Origin of the sequence: Achromobacter sp. JD-1 (assembly GCF_038594925.1) — a bacterium.
Taxonomy (GTDB): domain Bacteria; phylum Pseudomonadota; class Gammaproteobacteria; order Burkholderiales; family Burkholderiaceae_B; genus Achromobacter; species Achromobacter spanius_C.
Genome location: NZ_JBCGCS010000006.1, coordinates 237,356 through 262,754, shown reverse-complemented (window position 1 = coordinate 262,754; position 25,399 = coordinate 237,356). Strand labels below are relative to the sequence as shown.

The following is a 25,399-nucleotide window of genomic DNA, read 5'->3' as shown; positions in this document are numbered from 1 at the left end:
ACAAAAAAACCCCGCGTCCGATCAGGACGCGGGGTTTTTGCTTGTGGGCGCGAAGAACGGGCGCGAAGAACGGGCGTGTATTAGGCCGCTTTCAATTCACGCGCGATCAATTCGCGCTTGCGGTCGATGCCCCAGCGGTAACCCGCCATCGACCCGTCGGTGCGTACCACGCGGTGGCAGGGAATGGCCAGCGCGATGCTGTTGGTGGCGCAGGCGCGCGCCACCGCGCGTACGGCGCGGGGCGCACCGATGCGTTCGGCCACCTGCGTGTACGTGGCGGTAGTGCCCACGGGAATGTCCCGCAACGCTTCCCACACACGGCGCTGAAAGGCGGTGCCGCGCACGTCCAATGGCAGGTCCAGCCCGCGCGACGGGTCTTCGACGAAGCTCACCACGGCGGCCACCCAGGTTTCGAACTCAGCGTCCGCGCCGATCAGGCGGGCGGCCTTGAAGCGGTCTTGCAGGTTACGAACCAATTGTTCGGGGTCGGCGTCCAGCGATATATCGCAGATGCCCGTGCCGGTGGCCGCCACCAGCAGCGCGCCCAGCGAACATTGCGCCACGGCGAAGCGGATGTCGATGCCTGCGCCGTTCTTGCGAAAGGCGGTGGGGGTCATGCCCAGAATGGCGGGGGCGGCTTCGTAGAACCGGCCGCTGGAGTTGAAGCCCGCGTCGTACATGGCGTCGGTGACGCTGGCGCTGCTTTCAAGTTGCTGGCGCGCCCGGGCAGCGCGCAGCGCGTTGGCGTAGGCCTTGGGCGTAACACCCGTGGCCGCCTTGAACACGCGGTGAAAGTGAAAGCGGCTCATGCCGGCTTGTTCGGCCAGCGTGGTCAGGTCGGGCGGCTGCTCCGCCTCAAGGGCGCGGCAGGCGCGTTCGACCACGCTGGCGTGTTGCTTGCTTAACGAGGCGGCGGCGGATTGCTGTGTGCTCGAGGGGGCTGCGGCGGGGCTCATCGATGACTCCTGACATGCGCGTAATGGATTGCGCTTTAGGTTCATGGTCTCAGGCGCCGTCCAGCCCCGCACTCCGGATGTTGCGCGCGGCCGCTCAGGCGGGCGCGTAGGCGTCCAGGAAGCGGCGCAGCAGCTCGCCCGCCACGGGGGTGGCGCGCACGTTGGCCGTCAAGTCGGGCATGTCGAGGTTTTCGGCGGCGTAACGGCGGCTGTAGCGGTCCAGATGGGCCCGAACAAAATCAGGGCCGAATTCGGGATGGAACTGGGTGGAAAAGACGTTGCGGCCGATGCGGATCATCTGGTGCTCGTCCAGGTCCGAACGCGCCAGCACGGCCGAGCCGGGCGGCGGTTGCAGCACGGTCTGGGCATGCAGCATCTGCGCGGGAAAGGTGCGGGGCAGGCCAGCCAGCAGCTTGTCGCCGGAGGCTGGCGGCAGCAGTTCGACGGTTTGCGTGCCGACTTCGCGGCCCGCCGGGTTATAGCCCACCTTGCCGCCCAACGCATACGCCAGCAACTGGTGGCCGTAGCACACGCCGAACATGGGGAGTTCTGCCGCTGCCGCTTCGCGCAACCAGGCGGCGGTGTCTTCGCTCCAGGGTTCCTTGTCCGTGACCATGGCGGGCGAACCCGTGATCAGCGCAGCGCGGTAGTGGGCGGGGGGCTGGGGGCGCTGGCCTTCATGCACCGAGACAATCTCGACGGCGTCGGCGGCCAGGCCAGCGGCTTCTTTCAATTGTTCGGCATAGCCGCCGAACTGGCTTTTAAGCATGTCTTCCGGATCGCCGGTGTGCAGGATCAAGACGGGCAGGGCAGGGGATATTGCAGCGGTCATGGATAGGTGTGCTTGGAATAGGCCGACACGGGCAATCCGGGTGGGATCGGCGCGCCAGGGCACATCATAATCCAGCGCAAATGTTCTTGATGTGGCCGCCTTACCCGTTGCGTCCCGGAAATACGTACAATCCGCACACGACTCATCCTTTCGGGCGGCATTACAACTATGTGGATCTGGCTGGGATTGGCCGCGCTGGCCCTTATCGGGGAATTGGCGACGGGTACTTTCTATCTGCTGCTGGTGGCCTTGGGGCTCGCGGCGGCAGGGGCCGCCGCCTGGTTTGGCAGTGGCCTGGAATGGCAATTGGTGGCGTGCGGCGTGGTGTTGCTGCTGGGCTTGCTGGTGTTGCGCAAGACACGCGTCTTGAAAAAGCGCGAAGTCAATTCCGCGCGTAACGCCGATGTGAATCTGGACATCGGCCAGACGGTTTCCGTGGATTCGTGGTCCGAACACGGCACCACCCGCGTCTGGTATCGCGGCGCCCATTGGCAGGCCGAACTGGCGCCGGGGCAAGCACCCGCCGCCGGCGAATACATCATTACCGAACTGCGCGGTTCGACCCTGGTGCTGACGCCCCTGGGCGCGCCGGGTACGGCTAGGTAGAACCGGACCGCGCCACGCGCGGTCCGCAAGGCGTTCTTGGCTTCTGGCCAGAGCGCCAACGCATTTACTCCAGGAGAGGTTCCAAATCATGATCGATACATCCACTATCGTCCTGCTCGTTGTTGTCGCGCTGGCGGTCCTGATCGTCATCAAGTCGATTGCCATCGTGCCGCAACAGCATGCCTGGGTGGTCGAACGCCTGGGTAAGTTCGACCGCGTGCTGTCGCCTGGCGCGGGCTTTGTCATTCCGTTTATTGAGCGCGTGGCCTACAAGCATTCGCTGAAGGAAATCCCGCTGGACGTGCCCAGCCAGGTTTGCATCACGCGCGACAACACGCAACTGCAGGTGGATGGCGTGCTGTACTTCCAGGTGACCGACCCGATGCGCGCGTCGTACGGTTCGTCGAACTACATTTCCGCCATCACGCAGTTGTCACAAACCACGCTGCGTTCGGTCATCGGCAAGATGGAACTGGACCGCACCTTTGAAGAACGCGATTCGATCAACAGCAACATCGTGTCGTCGCTGGACGAGGCCGCGCTGAATTGGGGCGTGAAGGTGCTGCGTTACGAGATCAAGGACTTGACGCCGCCCAACGAGATCCTGCGTTCGATGCAGGCGCAGATTACCGCCGAGCGTGAAAAGCGCGCGCTGATCGCGGCCTCGGAAGGCCGCCGCCAGGAACAGATCAACATCGCCACCGGCGAACGCGAAGCCGCCATCGCCCGTTCGGAAGGCGAAAAACAGGCGCAGATCAACCAGGCGCAAGGTGAGGCCGCCGCGGTGCTGGCCATTGCCGAAGCCACCGCCAAGGCCATTACGCAGGTGGCCGACGCGGTGCGTCAGCCGGGCGGCATGGAAGCCGTCAACCTGAAGGTGGCCGAGCGCTACGTGGAAGCGTTCGCCAATGTGGCCAAGGAAGGCAACACGCTGATCCTGCCGGCCAATATGTCGGACGTGGGCGGCATGATCGCCTCGGCCATGACCATCGTGAAAGCCACGCGCAACACCTGACCCCGCGCTTCGCGGCGCGCCACCCATGATCGCTCCCGTTAATTTGCTTTTGATAGCAGCACTGGCGGGGGTGCTATCGCTCTGCGTGCTGGGGTCGCTGGCTCGCAGCGGCATGGCCGGCATCCGCGAAACCATACGCGCCAACTTGCTCACGCTGTTGGCGTTTTTTACGTTTGCGCTGCAGAACACCTCGGCGCCCTGGTGGTTGTCGGTGGTGGTGCCGAACGCGGCGATCGGGCTTGCGCTGTTCTCGTACTATTCGGGCCTGCGGCGGCTGTTGGGCTTGAGCGTGCCCAAGCACCTGATGACGCTGGCTTGCCTGCTGGCGCTGGTGGTGCTGCTGGCCTACACCTATGTGGATTGGCGGGTGGGGCCGCGCATCGTAGTGATGTCGCTGTTGCAAATGGGCTTTCTGCTGGCGGTGGCGGTCACGGTTCAGCGCAACATGCCCACGCACCGTTCCCGCTATAGCTATCGCTTTGTGTGGGCGGTGTCGGCCATTTCCGCGGCGCTCTGCGCGTTGCGGGCCGCCGTCTATCTGCTGGACCTGGCGCTGCCCTTGCCCTTGCTGGAACCCAGCGCCTGGAACATCGCCTTCCTGACCCTGGGCGTGCTGATCATGCCGTGCCTGACGCTGGGCACCATCATGATCATCCACGACCGCATGCTGGCTGACCGCGAGCAAGAGGCGAACACGGATTTCCTGACGGGGCTGATGTCGCGCAAGGCGTGGTGGCTGCAGGCCGAACGCTATTGCGCGCAGGCGCTGCGCACGCGCCGTCCCTTGACCTTGCTGCTGCTGGATGTCGATTATTTCAAGCGCATCAACGACACGCATGGCCATGTGGCGGGCGACGCCGTGCTGCGCCATTTCGGCTTGCTGGCCACGGCCACGTTGCGCACCGGTGACCATGTCGGCCGCGTGGGCGGCGAGGAATTTGGTGTGTTGTTTCCCGACATGCGGGCCGATGCGGTGATGGACGTGGCGGCCCGGCTGCTCGATTCCGTGCGGCGCACCCCTTGCTCGCATGGCGGCAGCACCATTTCCTATACGTTCAGCGCGGGCGTGGCGGAATGGGTGCCCGGAGAAAACCTTCAGGTGTTCTTTGAACGCGCCGACCGCAAGCTCTATAGAGCCAAAGAGGCGGGGCGCAACCGCATCGTCGGGCCGGGCGAGCCGGCCGACCGTTTGCCGGCCGCGGCCTGAATCAAGGGGGCGTGGTCAATCGTCTTTGTCTTTGCGCGGGGCGCGCGTGTCGTGCTTCATGATGCGTTCTTTTTCACGCTGCCAGTCTTTTTCGCGCGCGGTGTCGCGCTTGTCGAACAGCTTCTTGCCACGGCCCAGCGCGAAGTCCAGCTTGATGCGCCCGTTCTTGTAGTGCAGGTTCAGCGGCACCAAGGTGTAGCCGCGCTGCTCGACCTTGCCGATCAGCTTGCTGATTTCCTCGGCCTTGAGCAGCAGCTTGCGCGTGCGCATGGCATCGGGATGAATATGGGTGGACGCCGTGGGCAGCGGGCTGACGTGCATGCCCAGCAGGTACAGTTCGCCATCGCGTACGATGACGTAGCTTTCCTTTAGCTGCACGCGGCCATCACGGATCGCCTTGACTTCCCAGCCTTGCAGGACAAGGCCGGCTTCATAGCGGTCTTCAATGAAATAGTCGTGCGAGGCCTTGCGGTTGTCGATAATGCTCATAACGCCTTTTTGCTGATAACGCCAATTTGCTTGCTGCAAAGCGCCACATTAGGCTCATGGTGCGCGGTGCCGGTAAAATCTTGCCATTCTAGCCATTTGCGATAGTCGATGCACAAAGTACAACGATCCGTCCTGGTGCCCTACAGCGCCGCCCAGATGTTCGACCTGGTTGCCGACGTGGAGAAGTACCCCGAGTTCATGCCGTGGTGCGGCGGGGCCGAGGTGCAAAGCCGCGATGAACACGGCATGCAGGCCTCCATCCTGATCAGTTTCGCGGGCATGAAGCAGCGCTTCACCACGCGCAACACCCACGTCTATCCCGACCGGATCGACCTGGAACTGGTGGATGGCCCCTTTTCCAGCCTGGTCGGGCACTGGGAATTCCAACCCCTGGCGGAAGACGCTTGCAAGGTTCTGTTCACCATGGAGTACGCATTTTCAAATCGTGCCCTGGAAATGGTGGTGGGACCCGTCTTCAACCGTATCGCCACCAGCTTCATTGATTCCTTCACCAAGCGGGCGCAGGCCAAGTATGGCGAATGAGCCCTCCGTGGCCGCGCTGATCAACGTCAGCGTCTGCTATGCCTTGCCGGGCCATGTGTGGTTGCGAGAACTGCGCGTGCCCGAGGGCGCGACCGTGTCGGATGCCCTGGCGGCCAGCGGGTTCGCGCAGGCGTTTCCCGTGGTGCAGCCGTGGGAGCGCGGCGTGGGTATCTTTGGCAAGGCCGCTGAGCCGCAATCCAGGCTGGCCGAGGGCGACCGCGTTGAGATCTATCGCGGCCTGAGCTTCGACCCCAAGGAATCACGCCGCCGCCGCGCCGAACACCGACGCGCCAAGACGGCCAAAAATGGCCGGGTGCGGCCAGCCGGGCTGCTGTAACGCGGCCGGCGTGCCGGACATCGCCCGGCATGCGCGGCACCTCCGGCTTTTCCGGGGCATTCGCCCGCGCCGACATTGTCACTAATAAGACAAATTCCGCCGAGGCATCCGGCGTAACATAAACGCGGTTTCATATTTACGTTTACGTTAACGTCATGCCAAAATCGGCTGGCGAGCGTTTACGAGACGACCCGCAACGCCAACAGACAACACCGACACCATCAGGAGACAGGCTGTGGACTTGGAACTGACCGACGAGCAGCGCGCGTTTGCGCAGGCCGCCCGCGACTATGCCGAGGGTGAACTGGCCCCTCATGCCGCGCGCTGGGACGCCGAGGGCATCTTTCCCCGCGAGGCCTTCGCCCGGGCCGGCGAGATGGGCTTCTGCGCCATCTACGCCAGCGAAGAGATCGGCGGCCTGGGCCTGCCGCGCCTGGACGCCACGCTGGTGTTCGAGGAAATGGCCGCGGTGGATCCGTCGACCACGGCCTTCCTGACCATCCACAACATGGCTACCTGGATGGTCGGCAAATGGGGGCAGCCCGCCTTGCGCGAGGCCTGGGGCCCGCTGCTGGCCAGCGGCCAGAAACTGGCGTCGTACTGCCTGACCGAACCCGGCGCGGGTTCCGACGCCGCGTCGCTGTCCACGCGCGCGCAGCGCGACGGTGACGATTACGTGCTGAACGGCGCCAAGGCCTTTATTTCGGGCGGCGGCGACACCGACCTGCTGGTGGTCATGGCGCGCACGGGGGGCGAGGGGGCAAGCGGCATCAGCGCGTTCGCGGTGCCCGCCGACAGCCCGGGCATCAGCTACGGCCGCAAGGAAGAAAAAATGGGCTGGAACAGCCAGTCCACGCGCCCCATCACGTTCGAGAACGTGCGCGTGCCGGCCGGCAACCTGCTGGGCCAGGAAGGCGAAGGCTTCAAGATCGCCATGAAAGGCCTGGATGGCGGCCGCATCAATATCGGCACCTGCTCGGTGGGCGCGGCCCAGGGCGCGCTGGATGCCGCGCGCCGCTACATGGACGAACGCCGCCAGTTCAACCGCCGCCTGGCGGAATTCCAGGCCCTGCAATTCAAGCTGGCGGACATGGCCACCCACCTGGTCGCCGCGCGTCAGATGGTGCGCCTGGCCGCGTGCAAGCTGGATGCCGGCGCGCCGGACGCGGCCACCTATTGCGCCATGGCCAAGCGCTTCGCCACCGACATGGGCTTTCAGATCTGCCTGGACGCGCAACAGATTCATGGCGGCTACGGCTACCTGAAGGACTATCCCTTGGAGCGCTTGGTGCGCGATACTCGCGTTCATCAGATTCTGGAGGGCACCAACGAGATCATGCGCGTGATCATTGCCCGCCAATTGTTGGAAAAAGGAGCCGACATAAGATGAATGCCCCGGTGTTGTTCGAAGAAAGAAGCGCCGCGAACGGTGTGCGGTTCGGGATTGCGACGCTGAACGCGCCGCAGACGCTGAACGGCCTGTCGCTGGAAATGGCGGACTTGCTGGCGGCGCGCCTGGATGAATGGGCGCGCGATCCCGGCGTGGCGCTGGTGGTGTTGCAAGGTGCGGGCGAAAAGGCGTTTTGCGCGGGCGGCGACCTGCACGGCCTGTATCGCAGCATGACCGAAAACGCCGGCAAGAGCGGCTGGAGCAATGCCTACGCGCGTCGCTTCTTCGAGCACGAATACCGCCTGGACTACCAGATCCACACCTATCCGAAGCCCGTACTGTGCTGGGGCCATGGCATTGTCATGGGCGGCGGCATCGGCCTGATGATGGGCGCCAGCCACCGGGTCGTCAGCGAAAGTTCGCGGCTGGCGATGCCGGAAGTGTCGATCGGCCTGTTCCCGGACGTGGGTGGCAGTTGGCTGTTGAACCGCATGCCGGGCCGCATTGGCCTGTTCCTGGCGCTGACCGGCGCCCAGATGAATACGGCGGACGCCTTCTTCGCGGGCCTGGCGGATTTCCGCCTGAACCACGCGGACTGGCCCAAGTTGCTGGCGTCGCTGGAAGAACAGCCCTGGGCCGGGCTGACGGCGGGCGCATCGGAAGAGGCCATGGCGCCGCGTTCCATCAATGACGGACTGCTGCGCCGCGCGTTGACCGCGCTGGAGCCGCAGACGCCGCTGGACCCCGGCCACCTGCGCCAGCATTCCTTCCTGATCAACAACCTGTGCAACGGCAACCGTCTGGACGAGATCTACGAAGAGCTGGCGCTGCTGAAAGACCACGACGACCCCTGGCTGGCGCGCGCGGCATCCACCATGCTGGCCGGTTCGCCGGGTTCGGTGCGCCTGGCTTTCGCCTTGCAGCAACGCACGCGCCTGCGCTCGCTGGACGACGTGTTCCGTGCCGAGTACATCGCGGCGCTGGCGTGTACCGCCCATGGCGATTTCGCCGAAGGCATCCGCGCCTTGCTGATCGACAAGGACAAGAATCCGCGCTGGAATCCCGCCGTCATGGACATGGCCACCGACGCCTGGGTACAGAAGTTTTTCGACGAGCCCTGGCCCGAGGGCCAGGCGCATCCGTTGGCCGATCTGGGCCAGGAAGGGCGCTGACGCAAACAGCCCGGGCACCCGTCATGCAGGTCACGATGAATCCATACCTATAGCAATAGCAACAGGAGACAAAACATCATGAGCAGTATCGCGTTTATCGGTTTGGGCAACATGGGCGCGCCCATGGCATTGAATCTGGTCAAGGCCGGCCATAGCCTGACGGTCTTTGACCTGGTCCCGGCAGCGGTCAAGCTGTTGACCGACGCTGGCGCGCAAGCCGCGGCATCGGCGTCGGAAGCGGTCAAGGGCGCTGACGTGGTCGTGTCCATGCTGCCGGCCAGCAAGCACGTTGAAGGGCTGTACCTGGGCGAAGACCTGCTGGGCAAGATCTCGTCCAGCGCGCTGGTCATCGAATGCAGCACCATCGCGCCGGATTCGGCGCGCAAGGTGGCGCAGGCGGCCGAGGCGCGCGGCATCACCATGATCGACGCGCCCGTCTCGGGCGGCACCGGCGGCGCGGCGGCGGGCACGTTGACCTTCATCGTGGGTGGTCAGGCGGAAGCGCTGGAGCGTGCGCGCCCCGTGCTCGAGAAAATGGGCAAGAACATTTTCCACGCTGGTCCCGCCGGCGCCGGCCAAGTGGCCAAGATCTGCAACAACATGCTGTTGGGCATCCTGATGGCCGGCACGTCCGAAGCGTTGGCGCTGGGCGTGGCCAACGGGCTGGACCCGAAGGTGCTGTCCGACATCATCGCCAAGAGCTCGGGCCGCAACTGGGCCACCGAACTCTACAACCCCTGGCCGGGCGTGATGGAGCACGCGCCCGCCTCCAAGGGCTATGCCGGCGGCTTCGGCGTGGACTTGATGTTGAAGGATCTGGGCCTGGCGGCCGAAGCGGCGCTGTCGGCGCGTGCCTCGATTCCGTTGGGCGAGTTGGCGCGCAACCTGTATTCGCTGCATAGCGCGGGCGGCTCGGGCAAGCTGGACTTCTCCAGCATCGTCAACCTGGTCAAGCGCGAGCAAGACTGACATGAGCGCACCCCAGGCGCTGACCGACCCCGCCGCGCGGGTCAAGGAAAGCTTCGACCGGCAAAGCATCATGCGGCTGCTGGGCGCCGGGCTGGACGTGGTGGAGCCGGGCAGGGTGGACATCGTGCTGCCTTACCGCGCCGATCTCTGCCAGCAAAACGGCTTTCTGCACGCGGGCATTTCCACCACGATCGCCGACAGCGCGGGCGGCTATGCCGCCTACACGCTGTTTGGGCCGGGCGAAGACGTGCTGACCTCGGAGTTCAAGATGAACTTCCTGGCGCCCGCCAAAGGCGACCGCTACGTGGCCAGTGGCCGCGTCGTCAAGCCGGGCAAGCGTTTGTCTGTCTGCCAGGTTGAAGTACACGCCTACGAAGGCGAGCAGGCCACGCTTTGCGTGATAGGCTTGCTCACCGCGGTACGCGTGACGCCGCGATGAATCCGGCGCGCCGCGCGTGTCGCCCTTGACGGGGCGGGCGCGCGGCGCGCTTGTCACGCGTCGCATGGGTATGGGGCAATGCCTGCAAAAGAACACCACCGAATTTTCCGCAGCAACTGGCTGCGCGCCGCTGTGTTGGGGGCCAACGATGGCATCGTTTCCACCGCCAGCCTGATTACCGGCGTGGCGGCGGCGCAGGCCTCGCATGGGGCCATCCTGACGTCGGGTCTGGCCGGGCTGGTGGCCGGAGCCTTGTCGATGGCGGCTGGCGAGTATGTGTCCGTGCGGTCCCAGGCCGATATCGAGGCAGCCGATCTGCGGATGGAGCAGCGGTCACTGAAAGGCAATTCAGAAGAAGAGTTGGCCGAACTGATCGATATCTACGTGGGCCGCGGCCTGACGCGGAATCTGGCGACGCAGGTGGCGCGCCAACTGACGCGCCACGACGCGCTGGACGCGCACGCGCGCGACGAACTTGGCATTTCCGTGCATAACCGCGCGCAGCCCGTGCAGGCGGCGGTGGCGTCCGCCGCTTCGTTCGCGGCCGGCGCGGCCTTGCCCTTGGTTGTCGCGGTGACGGCGCCCCTGCCGCATTTGATCGCTTGGGTGATCGGTGCATCGGTGGCGTGCCTGGCCGCGCTGGGGGCATTGGCCGCGGGGGCGGGCGGCGCGCCCAAGGGGCCGGCCGCCTTGCGCGTGACGATACTGGGCGCGTTCGCCATGGCGGCCACGGCCGCCGTAGGCGCGTTGTTCGGCGTGGCAGTCTAGCGCGGCTGCCCGCTGGAACCCTGGTTCAGGGCGTAATAGAGTAGGGCAGCGGCGTGGTGCTAATGCGCGGGCCGTCTTCCGCGCCCAGCCGCAGATCGCCCTGGGGCAGCGCGGCAAGCGTGGTTTCGAACAGCACGGCGGCCACGCCCGCGTTACTGGCGCCATCCACGATGCGGCCAATGGGCTCGCCCGGCTGGGTGGCGTCGAAGACGTCCACCCCGGCCAGCGCCGCGCCTTGCACGCTGGCATCGGCGATGGTGCCGTACGCCATGCGCCGCTTCACGGTGCCGCGGTAATGGCTGCGCGCCACCACTTCCTGGCCCGGATAACAGCCCTTGGTGAAGCTCACGCCCTGCACCAGTTCCAGGTTGACGGTTTGCGGGATGAATACATCCTGCGTGGCGGTGGCAATCCAGGGGATGCCGGCGGCCAGATCCGCCATCTGCCATTGCGCGGCGGGCGCCAGCCCCAGCACGCTGGCCAAGGCTTGGGACTGTTCCAGCTGTTCGTCGGACGCGATCCACCACCAGCGCAAGTTCGCATCCGCCGACGGCGCCGCGATCCAGGTGCCGGACGGCAGGTCCACCCGCTGCCAGTCCGCGCGCGGCAAGGCGCCGGTCACGGCTTCCAGCGCGGCTGCCTGTTCGCTGCTTGCCTGCACGCCGGCCACGTTCAGCGCTGTGGCGGCAAGCTTGACCTTGGCGCGCAGCACGAACATGGACAGGCGCTTGAGCAGGGCTTGGGACAGGTCCCGGCGCACCAGGCCATAAAGCTGCGGGTCATCGTCCGCGCCGGGGGCGGCGCGCCACATGACCAGCGTGGCCAGCAGCCGGCCCTTGGCCGTGCAATAGCCCGCCAGGCGGGCGGCATCGGCGGGCAGGCCGGTGACGTCTTGCGTCAGTTGGCCGTGCAGGAAAGTCAGTGCATCGGCGCCGGATGCGCTGAAAACCAGAAAGTCATCCAGCGGCGCGCACGGCGCGCAACCTTCGGCGCGGACGGGAATCGAAGAATAGAAAGCGTGCATGGCGGCGGTGTGATCACGTCATCAAAGTGCAGATGATAGCCGCCTTCCCGCGGGCCATGGCCCATGCCCCCGACGGGCAAAGGGCCGCGCCATGGGCGCTGGCCCCGTTTTTGCCACGCCAGATTCTCGCGATCCATTAAACTTCCGGGACTTATGAAAAAGCGACTCAGTTTCTACGTCTTGTGGTTATTCCTGCTTATCGTGATTGCCGCCGCGGCAGCGGTGGGCGCCGCCTGGAGCTGGATGCATCGGCCCATACCTCTGTCAGCTGACAGGATCGATTTCGTGGTGGACCCGGGCAGCAGCCCGCGTACGGTTGCGCGCGCCTTGAACGCAGCGGGCGTGCCGATCTGGGAGCCCGGATTCGTCTGGATGGCGCGGCTGTCCGAACAGGACAAGCTGCTGAAGGCGGGCGGCTATCAGGCCATCGAGGGTGACACGCCCTGGCTGCTGCTGGAACGCATGGCGCGCGGCGACATGACCCAGCGCCAGATCACGTTCCTGGAAGGCTGGACGTTCCGCCAGATTCGCCAGGCGCTGCGCGAGAACCCCGACGTCAAACAAACCCTGAACGACGTCAGCGACGAAGAGTTGATGACGCGGCTGGGGTCGGACATCAAGCATCCGGAAGGCATGTTCTTTCCGGACACTTATATCTTCACGCCGGGCAGCACTGACTACGACCTGCTGCGTCGCGCCTACCAGGAAGGCCAGCGCATCCTGCAGGACACCTGGGCCAAGCGCCAGCCGAACCTGCCGGTGGCCACGCCTTACGAAGCGCTGGTGCTGGCGTCCATCATTGAAAAGGAAACGGGCCACGGCCCCGACCGCCGCCGCGTGGCCGGCGTGTTCACGAATCGCTTGAAGATCGGCATGTTGCTGCAGACGGACCCCACCGTCATCTATGGAATGGGCGAGGCCTACCAGGGCCGCATCCGCAAGCGCGACCTGCAGACCGACACGCCCTGGAATACGTACACGCGGCCGGGCCTGCCGCCCACGCCGATCGCGGCGGCGGGGCGCGCTGCGCTGCTGGCGGCGGTGCAGCCCGAGCAGCACAAGTACCTGTTCTTCGTGTCGCGCGGCAACGGCACCAGCGAATTCGCGGAGAACCTGTCCGGACACAACCGCAACGTGTCGCGCTACATCCTCGGGCAGAACTCCCGCCCCAGCACGCCGCCCGCACCTGCTCCTTCCGTGACGCCTGCGACGCCAGCAGCTACAGCGCCGGTCACCGTACCTGACGCCAGCCCGGATTCCGCCTCTGGATCCACACCCGAATCAGCACAAGGACAAGAGCAATGACCCCTCGCGGACGCTTCATTACGCTGGAGGGCGTTGACGGCGCGGGCAAAAGCACGCACACCGACTGGATTGCGGACTTCCTGCGCGGTCAAGGGCGGGAAGTCATCTCCACGCGCGAACCCGGCGGCACGCCCCTGGGCGAAAAGCTGCGCGCCCTGGTGCTGACGGATCAGATGGGCCTGGATACCGAAACGCTGCTGATGTTCGCGGCGCGCTGCGAGCACGTGCGGCAGGTGATCGAGCCGGCGCTGGCGCGGGGCGCGTGGGTGGTGTGCGACCGTTTTACCGATGCCACCTATGCCTACCAGGGCGGGGGCCGCGAACTGGGCGCCGAGCGCGTGGCGGTGCTGGAGCAATGGATGGGGGCGGGCCAGCCCGACCGCACCTGGCTCTTTGATGTGCCGCTGGAGGTGGCGCGCGCCCGCCTGGCGGACGCACGCGAGCCCGACCGTTTCGAGCGCGAAGGTGCGGCGTTCTTTGAACGCACCCGCCAGGCCTATCACGCGCGCGCCAAGGCCGACTCCGGCCGCATCCATATTGTCGATTCCACCCAGTCCATCGCCCAGGTTCGCGCGGCGCTCGAAGCCGGGCTGCGCGCGCTGCTGGCGGTTTCGGCATGAGCGCACCCCAGTTTCTGCCGTGGCAGATGGAGACGGCACGCGCCTGGCTGGGCAATCGTGACCGTTTCGCGCATGCATGGTTGGTGCATGGGCTGGCCGGCATCGGCAAGCTGGATTTTGCCGTGGCCGCCGCCGCCAGCCTGCTTTGCGAGACGCCGGACAACGGCCTGGCCTGCGGCCATTGCGCTGCCTGCGCCTGGTTCGCCAGCGGTAATCACCCCGATCTGCGCCGCATTCGGCCTGAAGCGGTCGCTGTGGAAGAGGGGGCGGATGCCGCCGAACCTGCCGAGGACGCCGAGCCCGCCTCGGGCACCGCCAAGCGCGCGCCGTCCAAGGAAATTCGTATTGACCAGATCCGCTCGCTGGAGTCCTGGTTCAACACCGCGACCCACCGGGGCGGATGGCGCGTGGCCTTGCTGTACCCGGCGCACGCGCTGAACGTGGTGTCGTCCAATGCCTTGCTCAAGGTGCTGGAAGAGCCGCCGCCCCATACCATTTTTTTGCTGGTTGCCGACGCGCCCGACCGCTTGCTGCCGACCCTGGTGTCGCGTTGCCGGCGCTTGCCCTTGCCGGCGCCCGACCCCGATACCGCGCTGCAATGGCTGCGCGCCCAGAACGTGGAGCCGGCGCGCGAATGGTTGGCGGCGGCCGGCGGCGCGCCCCTGGCCGCCTTGCGGCTGGCGCAGGCCAGCGACACGCCTTGCCCGCCCTGGCTGTCGCAATTGATCAGCCCCTTGGCGCAAGGGCAGGCGCCCGACGTCGGCACCTTGGCGGAAAGCCTGGAAAAGGTGCCCGCCACTGAATGGATCGACGCCTTGCAACGGGTATACACCGACCTGATGCTGGCCAGTGCCGGCGCGCCCGTGCGCTACTTTCCCACCCTGGCCACGGGCGTGGCCCAGGTTGCCGCGCGCATGAACACGGCCCGCGTGGCCGAGGCGGCGCGCTGGCTGACGCGGCAGCGCGCGCTGGCCACGCACCCCCTGAACGCCAAGCTTTTCGCGCATGCCACCCTGCAACGCGTGGTGCTATCCTGCCAGGCTTAAGTCTCTGATCCAGCGGCGTTTTGCCTGGCGGCAGGCCGGGCGCCGCGGTCACTTTATGTAGTCACATCATGTACGTTGATTCGCACTGTCATTTGAATTTTCCCGAGCTGGCGGCCGATCTTCCCGGCATTCTTGACCGGATGGCCGCCAACCAGGTCACCCACGCGCTGGTGGTCAGCGTCAACATGCCCGATTGGCCGGGCCTGATGTCCCTGGTTGAGCCGCACGCCAATTTGTGGGCCTCGGTGGGCGTCCACCCCGATTACGAAGACACGCCGGACCCGTCGCCGGAAGAACTGGTACGCCTGTCGGAACACCCCAAGGTCGTGGCCATAGGCGAAACCGGGCTGGACTACTACCGCCTGTCTGAACCGCTGGACTGGCAGCGTGAACGCTTTCGCCGGCACATCCGCGCCGCGCGCGACACGGGCCTGCCGCTGATCGTGCATACGCGCGCCTCCGCCGAAGACACCGTGCGCATGCTGAAGGAAGAAAAGGCGGCGGAAGTGGGCGGCGTCATGCACTGTTTTACCGAGAACTGGGAAGTGGCCCAGGCAGCGCTGGACCAGAATTTCTATATTTCCCTGTCGGGCATCGTCACCTTCAAGAACGCCCAGGTGGTGCACGAAGTGGCCACCAAGGTGCCGCTGGACCGCTTGCTGATCGAAACGGATTCACCGTATCTGGCGCCCGTGCCGTATCGTGGCAAGCTCAACGACCCGTCCAAGGTCATCCACGTAGCCGAAAAGATTGCCGACCTGAAGGGCATTCCGGTGGCGGACGTGGCTCGCGCGTCGACGGATAATTTCTTTAATCTTTTCAATAAGATAAAGAAATAATCTCACTTAACACCTTAAATGTTGATTCCAGGATAGCCATGGCTACCCGCACGCTGATTTCCCGTTTTGTCCTGGCGCGGTGCCGAGGCGCGCTGTTGGCGTTGGCCGTCGGCCTGGCCGCGCCGACCGCGCACGCAGCCAGCCCGGGCGACTGGTGGGTGTACGTGGCCAACGACTATCCCGACGATGTCAAAAGTCTGCTGGCGCAAGGCGCCGACCCCAACGTCCGCTACCAGAACGGCCAGCCCGCCCTGATGCGCGCGGTGGTGGACGGCGCCTGGAAGGTGTTTGACGTGATCGCCGCCGACAAGCGCACGGACGTCAACGCCGAGAACCCGGCCGGCGAGACGCCGCTGATGTACCTGGCGATTGCCGGCCAGACCGAACGCGCGAAAAAGCTGATCGCGCGAGGCGCGCAGGTCAACCGCCTGGGCTGGACGCCGCTGCACTATGCCGCGTCCAAGGGCCAGATGGAAATGGCGCGCATGCTGCTGGGCAAGAAAGCCATGGTCAACGCGCCTGCGCCGGGCGGCGAAACGCCGTTGATGATGGCGGCCTTGGGCGGCTACCGCGACATGGTGGACCTGCTGGTGAAAGCCGGGGCGGACGTCACCACCCGTGACCTGAAAGGCCAAAGCGCGGCCGACTGGGCCCGCAACGGCAAGTCGGCATCGTTGGCCACCTACCTGACCACGGTGGTGGCGCAGGCGGACGAGGCCAAGCGCGTTCGCCGTGCAACTGGCACCGCGCCCGTCGACGCCAATGGCGCCTCGGCTCCCGCCGCCACGGAACAAGCGGCTTCGCCGGCGCCTGCACAGCCGACGCCCGCCGCGTCTGCTCCAGCGGCGACGCCCAGCGTGGGTGGTGTGTCGGGCGTGCGCCTGAACAACTACGACACCCCCGCCGCGCCCTGATTGCGTGGCAGGCAGACGCCCCGGGCTCATGCTTGGGGCGTCCGCGACGCAGTCCGGCGCAGGCCCCAGCCAAGGCCCCAGCCAAGACCCCAGCCAAGACCCCAACCAGACTGACGCAGACCGCTTAGCGGTCTTTTTTTTGCCCATTTTTCGTACGGTTTTCGTCATTATTTTTCGTACTTATCTGGGGTTTTCCCTGTTTATTCTCACTAAGTGGGAATAATTCCTGGAACGACCACCATAAATTGATAATCTCGGCCCCTCATTGCTTGGAGCTGAGTTTCATGTCGGAACCCTCGGTTGGGGCGGGCGCGGATCGTGTCCTGTACGTGTTGGCCACGCTGGCCCGGCACGATGGCCCCCTTACGATTGCCGCGCTGGCCGAAAAAACCGGCCTGGCGCAAAGCACCCTGTATCGCCAGGTGGCTTTGCTCAAGCGCTGGGGTTTCGTGGCCGAGCACGAAGGTGAGTACGGCCCCGGCCCGCTGTGTGTGCAACTGGCCTGGGGCTTTGACCAATCTTCCTTCCTGATCCACGAAGCGCAGCCCGACATGGCGGCGCTGGCTACCGCTTCCGGCGAAACCATCGGCCTGCTGGTAGCCGTCAAGGACCAGGCCGTTTGCCTGGACATGGTGGAAAGCCAGCACCCGCTGCGTTGCTCTTTCACGAAAGGCCGTGGCCTGCCGCTGGCGCGGGGCGCGTCCGCCAAATCACTGCTGGCCTTCATGCCCTTGGCCCGCCTGCAAACTGCCCTGGACTACCTGGCCGGTGAGGCCGGCGTGGACGCTTCCCGCCTGAGCGACGAACTGGAACTGATCCGCGGCCAGGGTTATGCCGTCACGGACAGTGAAGTGGACGCCGGCGTGTGGGGCGTCAGCGTCCCGATCTTCCAGCGTCCCAACCAGGCAGTGGCCTCGATCACCTTGATGGCGCCTTCCACGCGGGCGGCGCAACGCCCGGATGCCCTGATCGCCATGACGGTCGCCGCGGCTCGACGCATCTCCGAACGGCTGAAGGTGCACTGACGGCGCGCCGCTCGCCATTGACCGCTTTTGATCCGATCTTTCCCCGAATTCCACGCTGTACCGCATCCCGGCTTCAATCTTCCGACGTACCCACCGCCGTATCTCTTACGCATAGGACTAGACCATGACCACTCGCCGCACACTGCTGACCGCCGCCCTGACGTTGGGCCTCGCCTGGAGCGCGGGCGCCGCGCACGCCCAGGAAACGATCCGCGCCGTCACCGACGCCACCTTCCCCCCGATGGAGTTTGTCAAAGACGGCAAGCGCACCGGTTTTGATATTGAATTGGTTGAAGCGCTGGCCGGCGCGATGGGCAAGAAGGTCGAATGGATCGACATCGACTTCAAGGGCCTGATTCCCGCCTTGCAAGCCGGCCGCGCCGACATCGCCGTGTCCGCCATCTACATCACGCCCGAGCGCGCCAAGGTGGTGGATTTCACCGACCCGTACTACGCCGGCGGCCTGGTCGTGTTGACCAAGACCGATGGTCCCATCAAGACGCTCAAGGACCTGGACGGCCGCAAGGTGTCGGTGCAGGTGGGCACGAAGTCGGTCAACTATCTGAAGGACAACTTCCCGGCCGTGCAGCGCGTGGAAGTCGAGAAGAACCAGGAAATGTTCAACCTGGTGCAGATCGGCCGCGCTGATGCCGCCGTGACCGGCAAGCCGGCCGCCAAGCTGTTCGCGCAAAGCACCAAGGACCTGACGGTGCTGGACCACCAGATCACCACCGAGGACTACGGCATTGCCGTGCCCAAGAACAAGCCCGAGCTGACCCGCGAGCTGAACGCCGCGCTGCAAAAGCTCAAGGGTGACGGTACCTACCAGGCCATCGTGAACAAGTGGTTCGAGGCCCCCAAGAAATGAACCTGGAATTCGCCCCCGTTTTCGCCGACTTCGACGCGTTGCTGCGGGGCGCGGTGGTCACCGTCGAGGTGACTGCCGGCGCCTTGCTGCTGGGCTGCGTCATCGGCCTGCTGGTCGGCGTTGGCCGCCTCAACCCGCAGCGCTGGATCGTCTACAACCTGTGCAGTGTCTACCTGCTGTTCTTTCGCGGCACACCCTTGCTGGTGCAGTTGTTCATCTGGTTTTTCGGCCTGCCGCAGTTCGGTCTGACCTTGCCGGCGTTTGCCTGCGGGGTGCTGGGCCTGGGCATGTATTCGGGCGCCTACGTGTCGGAAATCGTGCGCGGCGCCATCCAGTCGGTGGACCGTGGCCAGACCGAAGCGGCGCGTTCGCTGGGCATGTCGTCGGGCCAGGCCATGCGCGTCATCATCCTGCCGCAGGCAGTGGTGCGCATGATCCCGCCGTTGGGCAACGAGTTCATCGCGCTGATCAAGAATTCGGCGCTGGTGTCGCTGCTGACCATTCACGATCTGATGCACGAAGGGCAGAAGATCATCAGCGTGTCGTACCGCTCGCTGGAAACCTATCTGGTGGTGGCCTTGATTTATCTGGTGCTGACGACGACCGCCATGTTGATTTTGCGCAGGGTTGAACAACGCTTGCGCGCCGGGGGGATGGTGCAATGAACCAGTTTGGCAAACCGCAGGAAATGATCCGTATCCGCAGCCTGGAAAAATCCTTTGGCGATCATGCCGTGCTGAAGGGCATCGATTTCGACGTGCTGCCTTCGCAGGTGGTCGTGGTGATCGGACCCAGCGGGTCGGGCAAAAGCACCTTGCTGCGCTGCTGCAATGGTCTGGAAGTGGCTCAGGCGGGCACCGTGGACATCTGCGGTCAGACCTTGCTGGACGAAGGCACTCTCTTGCCCGAAGCGGCGCTCAACCAGTTGCGCATGCAGGTGGGCATGGTGTTCCAGGGCTTCAACCTGTTCCCGCATTTGTCGGTGCTGGAAAACGTGACCGTGGGGCCGCGCAAGCTGCGTGGCCTGGGCCGCGACGAAGCCAATGCGCTGGCCGAAGACCTGCTGAAAAAAGTGGGCTTGCTGCAGAAGGCGTCGGCCATGCCGGCCAGCCTGTCGGGCGGGCAGAAGCAGCGCGTGGCCATTGCCCGCGCGCTGGCCATGCAGCCTAAGGTCATGTTGTTCGACGAGCCGACCTCGGCGCTGGACCCCGAGTTGGTGGGCGAGGTGCTGCAAGTGATGAAGCTCTTGGCCCGCGAAGGCATGACGATGATGGTCGTGACGCACGAAATGGGCTTCGCGCGCGACGTGGCCGACGTGGTGGCGGTGATGGACGGCGGGGTCATCCTGGAATCCGGCCCGCCCGAAGTGATCTTCACCGAGCCGCGTGAACCGCGTACCCGGGAATTCCTGCAAGCGGTGCTGAGCAAAGGGGCGACGACGTGAGCGCGCCGCAATTGGATAAGAGCCTGTGGAAGGCGCGCGACGACAGCGCCGAGCAGGGCGACACGCGCCGGCTGGCGCATATTGTCGAACCCGCCTCGGGCCAAGTGGAAGCCGGCGAAGCCGTGCTGTTGGGCTTTGCCTGCGATGCCGGCGTGGCGCGCAACCAGGGGCGCGTGGGCGCTGCCGAGGGCCCGGCCGGCATCCGCAAATTCATGGCGGGGCTGCCCGCGCATGGCCTGACCCGCTTGCTGGACGCCGGCGACGTCGTCTGCCAGGGCGACCAGTTGGAAGCCGCGCAAGAGCAGCTTGGGCTGCGCGTGGCCGAGCTTCTGGAGCAGGGCGCCCGGCCCCTGGTGCTGGGCGGCGGTCATGAAATTGCCTGGGGCAGCTTCCAGGGCCTGGCCCGCTGGCTGGAAGCCCGGGGCGACACCGAGCCGGTGCTGGTGCTGAACCTGGACGCGCACTTCGACCTGCGCACCGGCCGCCCCGGCAGTTCCGGCACGCCTTTCGACCAGATCGCGCGCGACTGCGAAGCGCGTGGACGGGCGTTGCAATACGCTTGCCTGGGTGTGTCGCGGCTGGCCAATACGCCGGCACTTTACGCGCGGGCCGCCGAGGTGGGCGCCGTGTGGGTGGAAGACCGCGACATGCAGGAGCGTCACCTGAACGCGCGCCTTGCCAATGTGGACGCCTTGCTTGCTCGAGCCCGCCACGTCTACCTGACGATTGACCTGGATGTGCTGCCGGCGGCGGTCATGCCGGGCGTGTCGGCCCCGGCGCCTTATGGCGTGCCGATGGCCGTCATCGAAGAAATCGTGTTGCGCGTCAAGGCCAGCGGCAAGCTGCGCCTGGCCGACATGGCGGAATACAGCCCGCGCTTCGACGTGGACGGCCACGGCGCGCGCGCCGCGGCAAGGCTGGCCTGGCATCTGATGACGCCTTGAAGCGGTAGCGCCTGAAGGTCAACGGCGGCTACCCAGGGGCAGGCAAGGCAAAGGGGCTGTTCTCTATCGAGACTGCCCCTTTTTTCATTGCTGGGCGGCAGGCATCGCGCCGCCGCGGCTTGCGGTCGCCCGAGGCTGGACGCTTCCGGTTTGGCGGCATAGGATAGGGCAGTTTTCGAGCCGGGCTTGTGACCCGCACGGTGTTCACGATAATAATACGTCCCCATTTAAAATATTTAGTGTTTAAATGGGGACGATATGATTTTCGTGGATAAAATGGCGCAACTTTGTCAGGAGATCATGCTCATGTCTCACACTCCCACCCATGTCTTGCCGTCTTATCTGAATGCCGATGACCTCGGTCCTTGGGGTAATTACCTGCAACAAGTCGACCGTGTGACGCCGTATCTCGGCACCTTGGGTCGGTGGGTCGAGACGCTGAAGCGTCCGAAGCGCGCCTTGATCGTCGATGTGCCGATCGAACTGGACAACGGCACCATCGCCCACTTCGAAGGCTATCGCGTGCAGCACAACGTGTCGCGCGGCCCCGGCAAGGGTGGCGTGCGCTTCCACCAGGACGTGACCCTGTCCGAAGTCATGGCGCTGGCCGCCTGGATGTCGGTCAAGAACGCCGCGGTCAACCTGCCTTATGGCGGCGCCAAGGGCGGCATCCGCGTCGATCCGCGCACGCTGTCGCACTCCGAACTGGAACGCATGACCCGCCGCTACACCAGCGAAATCGGCGTCATCATCGGACCCGCCAAGGACATTCCCGCCCCCGACGTCGGCACCAACGCCCAGACCATGGCCTGGATGATGGACACGTATTCCATGAACGAAGGCGCCACCGCCACCGGCGTGGTCACCGGCAAGCCTATCGCCCTGGGCGGTAGCCTGGGCCGTGTGGAAGCTACCGGCCGTGGCGTGTTCGTGGTGGCGTGCGAAGCCGCCCGCGACCTCAACATCGACGTCTCCAAGTCGCGCGTGGTGGTGCAGGGCTTTGGCAACGTGGGCGGCACCGCCGCCCGCCTGTTCCATGAAGCCGGCGCCAAGGTCATTGCCGCGCAGGACCATACCGGCACGGTGCACAACGCCGCCGGCCTGGACGTCCACAAACTGTTGTCGCACGTGTCGCAACACGGCGGCGTGGGCGGTTTTTCGGGTGGCGAGGCGTTCGACAAGGACGAGTTCTGGACGCTGGAAACCGAATTCCTGATTCCCGCCGCACTGGAAAGCCAGATCACCGCTGAAAACGCCACCAAGGTGCGCGCGAAAGTGGTGGTGGAAGGCGCCAACGGCCCGACCACCCCGGAAGCGGACGACATCCTGTTTGAACACGGCGTATATGTGGTGCCGGACGTGCTGGCCAACGCTGGTGGTGTGACGGTGTCCTACTTCGAATGGGTGCAGGACTTCTCCAGCTTCTTCTGGAGCGAAGAAGAAATCAATCAGCGCCTTGAACGCATCATGCGCGAAGCCTACGGCGCCGTGTCGCAAGTGGCCAAGGAACACAAGGTGACGCTGCGCACGGCGGCGTTCATCGTGGCGTGCACGCGCATCCTGCAAGCACGCCAGGTGCGCGGCCTGTATCCGTGATGAAGACTCAGCGATGCGTCACTGACGTATCGCCGAGGAGGCCGAGGTAGACAAACCAGGAAATCGCCCCGCAAGGGGCGATTTCCATTTCGGGGGGCAATGGCTTGTTCACAGGCGTGCTCACATAGAATGTGCCCAACCGGCCGCTACCCGCCCAAGCCGGATTTGAAGCCCTCTGGAGGAATGCATGACCCAAGCCCTGCCGTCCACCACGCTTGCCGTGGACCCCGCCTGGATTGACGCCTACGGCCATTTGAATGCCGCGCATTACGTCGGCATCTTTGACCGCGTGGGATTCGAATTGCTAAGCCAGGTTGGCGTGGGCCTGGACTACACCGAGGCCACCCGCTGCGGCATCTACACCATGAACGTGCATGTGGCTTATCTGCGCGAGGTCTTGGCCGACGACCCGCTGATGCTGCGCGTGCGCTTGCTTGAGGCCGACAACAAGCGGTTGCTTTGCCTGATGGAATTGACGCAGACGCGCGACGGCTATCTGGCCGCCACGATGGAGCAACTGTCCTTGCACGTGGACCTGAACACGCGCCGGTCCACGCCGTTTCCCGCCGAACTGGCGCAGCGGCTCGCCCGCACTGTGACGGAACATGCCGCGCATCCGTTGCCGCAGGGGTATCGCCGACTGCTGCCCTTGACAGGAACGCGCTGAAACGGATGCCGTGATTGCATTGTGCGTCGCGCCTTCTTAACATGCTGACGTGACGTGCTTGCTGCCGTGCAGACTTTCAAGCCCGACTGTAGAGCGCAAACCACGAATGGGGTTTTTTCTGCGAATCGGGGCCGTTAGTCCTTGCGTACCAGTTTCTGACACATTGCGTCCCTAGAATTCGTTTCTGCCATGCGCCACGCGCTGCTTGCGATGCCAGCAAGCCCGCTGCGCAGGCATGTTCAATCTAAGGAATAAGCAATGAAAAAGACTCTGCTCGCAACCGCGCTGTTGGCCGCCGTGTCCAGCGTGGCGCACGCCGAAACCTCGGTGACCTTGTATGGCTTGATCGATACCGGTATCGGCTACCAGCGCATCAAGGGCGACGGTTATCACGAATCGAAGGTCGGCATGGCCAACGGCGTGTCGAGCGGCTCGCGTTGGGGCTTGCGCGGCGCCGAAGATCTGGGCGACGGCCTGAGCGCCGTGTTCACGCTGGAAAGCGGCTTCAATTCGGGTAATGGCCAATCGGGCCAAAGCGGCCGCCTGTTCGGCCGCCAAGCCACCGTCGGCCTGAAGTCGGCGTCGTGGGGCCTGCTGGAATTGGGCCGCCAGACCAACATCGCGTCCAAGTACCTGGGATCCATTGATCCGTTCGGCGGCAGCTATGGCCAAGCCAACGTGGGCGTGGCCTTCAGCGCCGCCAACACGGTCCGCTACGACAACATGGTGCAGTACTCGACGCCGTCGTTCAGCGGCTTCCAGTTTGGCGTTGGCTACTCGTTCAACGCGGCTGACACGACCGCCGCGCAAACCGGCTTCAAGACCGCCGACAACACCCGCGCCATCACCACCGGCCTGCGCTACGTCAACGGCCCCTTGAACGTGGCCGCCACCTACGACCAACTGAACCCCGCCAATCAGTTGCGCAACGACGCCACGCCCAAGTCGTGGTCGATTGCCGGCGCCTATGACTTCGAAGTGGTCAAGCTGGCGTTGGGCTTTGGCCAGACGCGTGACGGCTGGTTCGCCGGTCAGGGCGTCAACGCGCTCGGCAGCGGCAGCCCCACGGCCAGCGGCTTCGGCACGAACGTTGCGGTGTCGGGCTTCAAGGCCAATTCGTATCTGGTGGGCTTAAGCGTGCCGCTGGGCGCCAGCAACATCATGGCGTCGTGGCAGCGTGCCGACCCCAACGGCAACCCGCTGACCGCCGATAACGAGTCGACGATGAACGTCTACAGCATCGGCTACACGTACAACCTGTCCAAGCGCACCAACCTGTACGCGCTGGGTTCGTACGCCACCGACTACGCGTTTGTTGACGGCGTCAAGAGCACCGTCGGCATCGTGGGTGTGCGCCACCGCTTCTAAGCGTGCAAGGCAGGCCGGCGGCAGCAACATGCGCGCCGCCGGCGCTTTCATGCCGCGGTTGTACTGAGCGGACTGGGCGTCTTACCCGGCCACAGACGCGAAAAAAGCGGCCACCTCCCTAGCTCCATCCTCAGTCCGCTCACCTGAACCGTGGCGTCCGTGGGGTCTTTGCGCTGCGTCGCGAAGGCCCTACGACGCCTGCAACAGCTCGGGCTTCAACACGCCGCGCAAGTCGGCGTAAGGAATGCTCAGTTCCGGTTCGCCATGCGAGTAGGGCGCGATGGAATACGCGTCGTACTTCACCACCATGCCGTCACGGGTCAGCGCGAAGTTATCGCTTTCCTGGAACGGCCACATCTTGTTGTAGGCGGCGGGGTCTCGTTTGGCGTCGGGATTTTCGGCCAGCCATTTGGCATGGGCGGCTTTCAGCGCCGCCACATATTCCGCGCGGCGGCCCGGTATCAACGCTTCGTCCAGGCTCATCACGCGGCCGCGCGAACGTTCCCAGTTCAGGTATTGCGTGGCCGGAATGCCGTGCGCGGCGCCGGTCAGGAACTGTTCGGTGTGCAGTTCAATCGACACGATGTCGCCCACCGTATCCTTGACCGAGGCCTTGAAATAGGTCGCGTCGCGCGGGCGCGCCGTGGACCAGAAATACTGCGTGTATTCCGACAGCGTGTTGTAGGGGCCGCGGCGGTTGGCGTCGGTGCCGGTCATATAGGCCAGCACGTGGTCCACCAAGGCGGTCAGTTTGGGTATGCCAGGAAATGCCACGCTGTCGATTTCGATGCGCGGGCAGTCGCCTTCGCAGCCCGGCTTGCTCGAGGCCCACTTGATGCGCTCGGTGGACAGGTCCCCCACCTTTTCGGACGTGGTCGAGGCAGACTCGGCCAAGGTGATGTTGGCTGGGGGCGCGCTGCCGCAGCCGGCCAGGGCCAGCAGGGCGGCGCCCAGGATCAGACCGCTTATCGCGCCTGGCGGCGTGAACGTGCGACGCATTGAACTACCTCCGCTAA

28 protein-coding genes are annotated in these 25,399 nt (G+C 65.0%); 23 read left to right on the top strand and 5 right to left on the bottom strand.

Annotated elements, in window-relative coordinates; all coding sequences use genetic code 11:
- Window positions 1-80 precede the first annotated feature (80 nt).
- Together WBR68_RS12360 and WBR68_RS12355 are read right to left on the bottom strand one after the other, a co-directional pair.
- Window positions 81-956 carry a bifunctional transcriptional activator/DNA repair enzyme AdaA gene (locus tag WBR68_RS12360; protein ID WP_230694388.1) on the bottom strand — a complete coding sequence of 292 codons (876 nt, stop codon included), beginning with the start codon at window positions 954-956 and terminating at the stop codon, window positions 81-83.
- Between the two features lie 94 nt (window positions 957-1,050).
- A complete protein-coding gene (locus WBR68_RS12355) occupies window positions 1,051-1,788 on the bottom strand; it encodes a glutamine amidotransferase (protein ID WP_127184336.1) in 738 nt (245 codons plus the stop codon).
- 168 nt (window positions 1,789-1,956) lie between these two features.
- Here WBR68_RS12355 and WBR68_RS12350 point away from each other — a divergent pair, with 168 nt between their 5' ends.
- The 3 genes from WBR68_RS12350 (at window position 1,957) to WBR68_RS12340 (ending at window position 4,616) form a co-directional block, all read left to right on the top strand.
- Window positions 1,957-2,394 carry an NfeD family protein gene (locus WBR68_RS12350; RefSeq protein ID WP_050446540.1) on the top strand — a complete coding sequence of 146 codons (438 nt, stop codon included), beginning with the start codon at window positions 1,957-1,959 and terminating at the stop codon, window positions 2,392-2,394.
- Between the two features lie 88 nt (window positions 2,395-2,482).
- The gene (locus WBR68_RS12345) at window positions 2,483-3,409 is read left to right on the top strand and encodes an SPFH domain-containing protein (protein WP_050446539.1); all 927 of its coding nucleotides are present in this window, start codon (window positions 2,483-2,485) and stop codon (window positions 3,407-3,409) included.
- 25 nt (window positions 3,410-3,434) lie between these two features.
- Window positions 3,435-4,616, top strand: a complete 1,182-nt coding sequence (locus tag WBR68_RS12340) for a GGDEF domain-containing protein (protein WP_050446538.1) — start codon at window positions 3,435-3,437, stop codon at window positions 4,614-4,616.
- Window positions 4,617-4,631: 15 nt separating this feature from the next.
- Here the strand turns inward: WBR68_RS12340 and smpB are convergent, their stop codons facing one another.
- Complete coding sequence (smpB, locus tag WBR68_RS12335; protein WP_255696013.1) at window positions 4,632-5,144, bottom strand: SsrA-binding protein SmpB; 513 nt, start codon at window positions 5,142-5,144, stop codon at window positions 4,632-4,634.
- 69 nt (window positions 5,145-5,213) lie between these two features.
- Between smpB and WBR68_RS12330 the strand changes: the two genes are divergently transcribed.
- The 7 genes from WBR68_RS12330 (at window position 5,214) to WBR68_RS12300 (ending at window position 10,723) form a co-directional block, all read left to right on the top strand.
- Window positions 5,214-5,648, top strand: a complete 435-nt coding sequence (locus tag WBR68_RS12330) for a type II toxin-antitoxin system RatA family toxin (protein WP_006219125.1) — start codon at window positions 5,214-5,216, stop codon at window positions 5,646-5,648.
- The gene (locus WBR68_RS12325) at window positions 5,638-5,985 is read left to right on the top strand and encodes an RnfH family protein (RefSeq protein WP_127184338.1); all 348 of its coding nucleotides are present in this window, start codon (window positions 5,638-5,640) and stop codon (window positions 5,983-5,985) included. The genes WBR68_RS12330 and WBR68_RS12325 overlap by 11 nt, the downstream gene beginning before the upstream one ends.
- A gap of 235 nt (window positions 5,986-6,220) precedes the next feature.
- Complete coding sequence (locus WBR68_RS12320) at window positions 6,221-7,375, top strand: acyl-CoA dehydrogenase family protein (RefSeq protein ID WP_050446536.1); 1,155 nt, start codon at window positions 6,221-6,223, stop codon at window positions 7,373-7,375.
- Entirely contained in the window at window positions 7,372-8,547 is a 1,176-nt protein-coding gene (locus WBR68_RS12315; RefSeq protein ID WP_230694387.1) for an enoyl-CoA hydratase/isomerase family protein, read from the top strand. Before WBR68_RS12320 ends, WBR68_RS12315 begins: the two co-directional genes overlap by 4 nt.
- Window positions 8,548-8,625: 78 nt before the next feature.
- Window positions 8,626-9,516, top strand: a complete 891-nt coding sequence (mmsB, locus tag WBR68_RS12310) for a 3-hydroxyisobutyrate dehydrogenase (protein WP_050446534.1) — start codon at window positions 8,626-8,628, stop codon at window positions 9,514-9,516.
- Between the two features lies 1 nt (window position 9,517).
- On the top strand, window positions 9,518-9,955 hold the full coding sequence (locus WBR68_RS12305; protein WP_050446533.1) for a PaaI family thioesterase: 438 nt from the start codon (window positions 9,518-9,520) through the stop codon (window positions 9,953-9,955).
- 78 nt (window positions 9,956-10,033) lie between these two features.
- Window positions 10,034-10,723, top strand: coding sequence for a VIT1/CCC1 transporter family protein (locus tag WBR68_RS12300; protein ID WP_050446532.1), 690 nt, complete (start codon window positions 10,034-10,036; stop codon window positions 10,721-10,723).
- A gap of 25 nt (window positions 10,724-10,748) precedes the next feature.
- Here WBR68_RS12300 and ygfZ read toward each other — a convergent pair whose 3' ends face one another.
- Complete coding sequence (ygfZ, locus tag WBR68_RS12295; RefSeq protein ID WP_230694386.1) at window positions 10,749-11,747, bottom strand: CAF17-like 4Fe-4S cluster assembly/insertion protein YgfZ; 999 nt, start codon at window positions 11,745-11,747, stop codon at window positions 10,749-10,751.
- A gap of 153 nt (window positions 11,748-11,900) precedes the next feature.
- Between ygfZ and mltG the strand changes: the two genes are divergently transcribed.
- From mltG to WBR68_RS12230, 13 genes are all read left to right on the top strand, one after another.
- On the top strand, window positions 11,901-13,052 hold the full coding sequence (gene mltG / locus WBR68_RS12290) for an endolytic transglycosylase MltG (protein ID WP_050446530.1): 1,152 nt from the start codon (window positions 11,901-11,903) through the stop codon (window positions 13,050-13,052).
- Window positions 13,049-13,672 (top strand): dTMP kinase, encoded by a 624-nt coding sequence (gene tmk / locus WBR68_RS12285; protein ID WP_050446529.1) that lies wholly within the window; start codon window positions 13,049-13,051, stop codon window positions 13,670-13,672. Before mltG ends, tmk begins: the two co-directional genes overlap by 4 nt.
- On the top strand, window positions 13,669-14,718 hold the full coding sequence (gene holB / locus WBR68_RS12280) for a DNA polymerase III subunit delta' (RefSeq protein ID WP_050446528.1): 1,050 nt from the start codon (window positions 13,669-13,671) through the stop codon (window positions 14,716-14,718). The genes tmk and holB overlap by 4 nt, the downstream gene beginning before the upstream one ends.
- 68 nt (window positions 14,719-14,786) lie before the next feature.
- Window positions 14,787-15,557: a TatD family hydrolase gene (locus tag WBR68_RS12275; protein ID WP_050446527.1), complete on the top strand. Its 771-nt coding sequence runs from the start codon at window positions 14,787-14,789 to the stop codon at window positions 15,555-15,557.
- Between the two features lie 38 nt (window positions 15,558-15,595).
- Window positions 15,596-16,471, top strand: coding sequence for an ankyrin repeat domain-containing protein (locus WBR68_RS12270; RefSeq protein ID WP_050446526.1), 876 nt, complete (start codon window positions 15,596-15,598; stop codon window positions 16,469-16,471).
- A 284-nt stretch (window positions 16,472-16,755) separates the two neighbouring features.
- Window positions 16,756-17,496, top strand: a complete 741-nt coding sequence (locus WBR68_RS12265; RefSeq protein WP_050446524.1) for an IclR family transcriptional regulator — start codon at window positions 16,756-16,758, stop codon at window positions 17,494-17,496.
- Between the two features lie 124 nt (window positions 17,497-17,620).
- Entirely contained in the window at window positions 17,621-18,364 is a 744-nt protein-coding gene (locus WBR68_RS12260; protein ID WP_050446523.1) for a transporter substrate-binding domain-containing protein, read from the top strand.
- On the top strand, window positions 18,361-19,029 hold the full coding sequence (locus WBR68_RS12255) for an amino acid ABC transporter permease (RefSeq protein WP_127184345.1): 669 nt from the start codon (window positions 18,361-18,363) through the stop codon (window positions 19,027-19,029). Before WBR68_RS12260 ends, WBR68_RS12255 begins: the two co-directional genes overlap by 4 nt.
- Window positions 19,026-19,808 carry an amino acid ABC transporter ATP-binding protein gene (locus WBR68_RS12250; protein WP_304505224.1) on the top strand — a complete coding sequence of 261 codons (783 nt, stop codon included), beginning with the start codon at window positions 19,026-19,028 and terminating at the stop codon, window positions 19,806-19,808. Before WBR68_RS12255 ends, WBR68_RS12250 begins: the two co-directional genes overlap by 4 nt.
- Window positions 19,805-20,752: a formimidoylglutamase gene (hutG, locus tag WBR68_RS12245; protein ID WP_050446520.1), complete on the top strand. Its 948-nt coding sequence runs from the start codon at window positions 19,805-19,807 to the stop codon at window positions 20,750-20,752. Before WBR68_RS12250 ends, hutG begins: the two co-directional genes overlap by 4 nt.
- A gap of 306 nt (window positions 20,753-21,058) precedes the next feature.
- Window positions 21,059-22,348, top strand: coding sequence for a Glu/Leu/Phe/Val family dehydrogenase (locus WBR68_RS12240; protein ID WP_050446519.1), 1,290 nt, complete (start codon window positions 21,059-21,061; stop codon window positions 22,346-22,348).
- Window positions 22,349-22,535: 187 nt separating this feature from the next.
- On the top strand, window positions 22,536-23,015 hold the full coding sequence (locus tag WBR68_RS12235; protein ID WP_127184346.1) for a thioesterase family protein: 480 nt from the start codon (window positions 22,536-22,538) through the stop codon (window positions 23,013-23,015).
- A 258-nt stretch (window positions 23,016-23,273) separates the two neighbouring features.
- A complete protein-coding gene (locus WBR68_RS12230; RefSeq protein WP_230694385.1) occupies window positions 23,274-24,383 on the top strand; it encodes a porin in 1,110 nt (369 codons plus the stop codon).
- 189 nt (window positions 24,384-24,572) lie between these two features.
- On the opposite strand, the gene WBR68_RS12225 is transcribed toward WBR68_RS12230, so the two are convergent.
- Window positions 24,573-25,382 carry an RsiV family protein gene (locus WBR68_RS12225; RefSeq protein WP_127184347.1) on the bottom strand — a complete coding sequence of 270 codons (810 nt, stop codon included), beginning with the start codon at window positions 25,380-25,382 and terminating at the stop codon, window positions 24,573-24,575.
- Between the last annotated feature and the right edge of the window lie 17 nt (window positions 25,383-25,399).

What these genes read in the sequence shown, in the direction of transcription:
- WBR68_RS12360 (WP_230694388.1), bottom strand. Translation starts at nt 956, where the DNA reads ATGAGCCCCGCCGCAGCCCCCTCGAGCACACAGCAATCCGCCGCCGCC.
- ygfZ (WP_230694386.1), bottom strand. Translation starts at nt 11,747, where the DNA reads ATGCACGCTTTCTATTCTTCGATTCCCGTCCGCGCCGAAGGTTGCGCG.
- WBR68_RS12345 (WP_050446539.1), top strand. Translation starts at nt 2,483, where the DNA reads ATGATCGATACATCCACTATCGTCCTGCTCGTTGTTGTCGCGCTGGCG.
- WBR68_RS12315 (WP_230694387.1), top strand. Translation starts at nt 7,372, where the DNA reads ATGAATGCCCCGGTGTTGTTCGAAGAAAGAAGCGCCGCGAACGGTGTG.
- WBR68_RS12325 (WP_127184338.1), top strand. Translation starts at nt 5,638, where the DNA reads ATGGCGAATGAGCCCTCCGTGGCCGCGCTGATCAACGTCAGCGTCTGC.
- WBR68_RS12240 (WP_050446519.1), top strand. Translation starts at nt 21,059, where the DNA reads ATGTCTCACACTCCCACCCATGTCTTGCCGTCTTATCTGAATGCCGAT.
- WBR68_RS12235 (WP_127184346.1), top strand. Translation starts at nt 22,536, where the DNA reads ATGACCCAAGCCCTGCCGTCCACCACGCTTGCCGTGGACCCCGCCTGG.
- WBR68_RS12305 (WP_050446533.1), top strand. Translation starts at nt 9,518, where the DNA reads ATGAGCGCACCCCAGGCGCTGACCGACCCCGCCGCGCGGGTCAAGGAA.
- WBR68_RS12225 (WP_127184347.1), bottom strand. Translation starts at nt 25,382, where the DNA reads ATGCGTCGCACGTTCACGCCGCCAGGCGCGATAAGCGGTCTGATCCTG.
- mltG (WP_050446530.1), top strand. Translation starts at nt 11,901, where the DNA reads ATGAAAAAGCGACTCAGTTTCTACGTCTTGTGGTTATTCCTGCTTATC.
- WBR68_RS12230 (WP_230694385.1), top strand. Translation starts at nt 23,274, where the DNA reads ATGAAAAAGACTCTGCTCGCAACCGCGCTGTTGGCCGCCGTGTCCAGC.
- WBR68_RS12340 (WP_050446538.1), top strand. Translation starts at nt 3,435, where the DNA reads ATGATCGCTCCCGTTAATTTGCTTTTGATAGCAGCACTGGCGGGGGTG.
- holB (WP_050446528.1), top strand. Translation starts at nt 13,669, where the DNA reads ATGAGCGCACCCCAGTTTCTGCCGTGGCAGATGGAGACGGCACGCGCC.
- WBR68_RS12350 (WP_050446540.1), top strand. Translation starts at nt 1,957, where the DNA reads ATGTGGATCTGGCTGGGATTGGCCGCGCTGGCCCTTATCGGGGAATTG.
- WBR68_RS12265 (WP_050446524.1), top strand. Translation starts at nt 16,756, where the DNA reads ATGTCGGAACCCTCGGTTGGGGCGGGCGCGGATCGTGTCCTGTACGTG.
- WBR68_RS12275 (WP_050446527.1), top strand. Translation starts at nt 14,787, where the DNA reads ATGTACGTTGATTCGCACTGTCATTTGAATTTTCCCGAGCTGGCGGCC.
- WBR68_RS12250 (WP_304505224.1), top strand. Translation starts at nt 19,026, where the DNA reads ATGAACCAGTTTGGCAAACCGCAGGAAATGATCCGTATCCGCAGCCTG.
- WBR68_RS12330 (WP_006219125.1), top strand. Translation starts at nt 5,214, where the DNA reads ATGCACAAAGTACAACGATCCGTCCTGGTGCCCTACAGCGCCGCCCAG.
- WBR68_RS12300 (WP_050446532.1), top strand. Translation starts at nt 10,034, where the DNA reads ATGCCTGCAAAAGAACACCACCGAATTTTCCGCAGCAACTGGCTGCGC.
- mmsB (WP_050446534.1), top strand. Translation starts at nt 8,626, where the DNA reads ATGAGCAGTATCGCGTTTATCGGTTTGGGCAACATGGGCGCGCCCATG.
- tmk (WP_050446529.1), top strand. Translation starts at nt 13,049, where the DNA reads ATGACCCCTCGCGGACGCTTCATTACGCTGGAGGGCGTTGACGGCGCG.
- WBR68_RS12260 (WP_050446523.1), top strand. Translation starts at nt 17,621, where the DNA reads ATGACCACTCGCCGCACACTGCTGACCGCCGCCCTGACGTTGGGCCTC.
- WBR68_RS12270 (WP_050446526.1), top strand. Translation starts at nt 15,596, where the DNA reads ATGGCTACCCGCACGCTGATTTCCCGTTTTGTCCTGGCGCGGTGCCGA.
- WBR68_RS12255 (WP_127184345.1), top strand. Translation starts at nt 18,361, where the DNA reads ATGAACCTGGAATTCGCCCCCGTTTTCGCCGACTTCGACGCGTTGCTG.
- WBR68_RS12355 (WP_127184336.1), bottom strand. Translation starts at nt 1,788, where the DNA reads ATGACCGCTGCAATATCCCCTGCCCTGCCCGTCTTGATCCTGCACACC.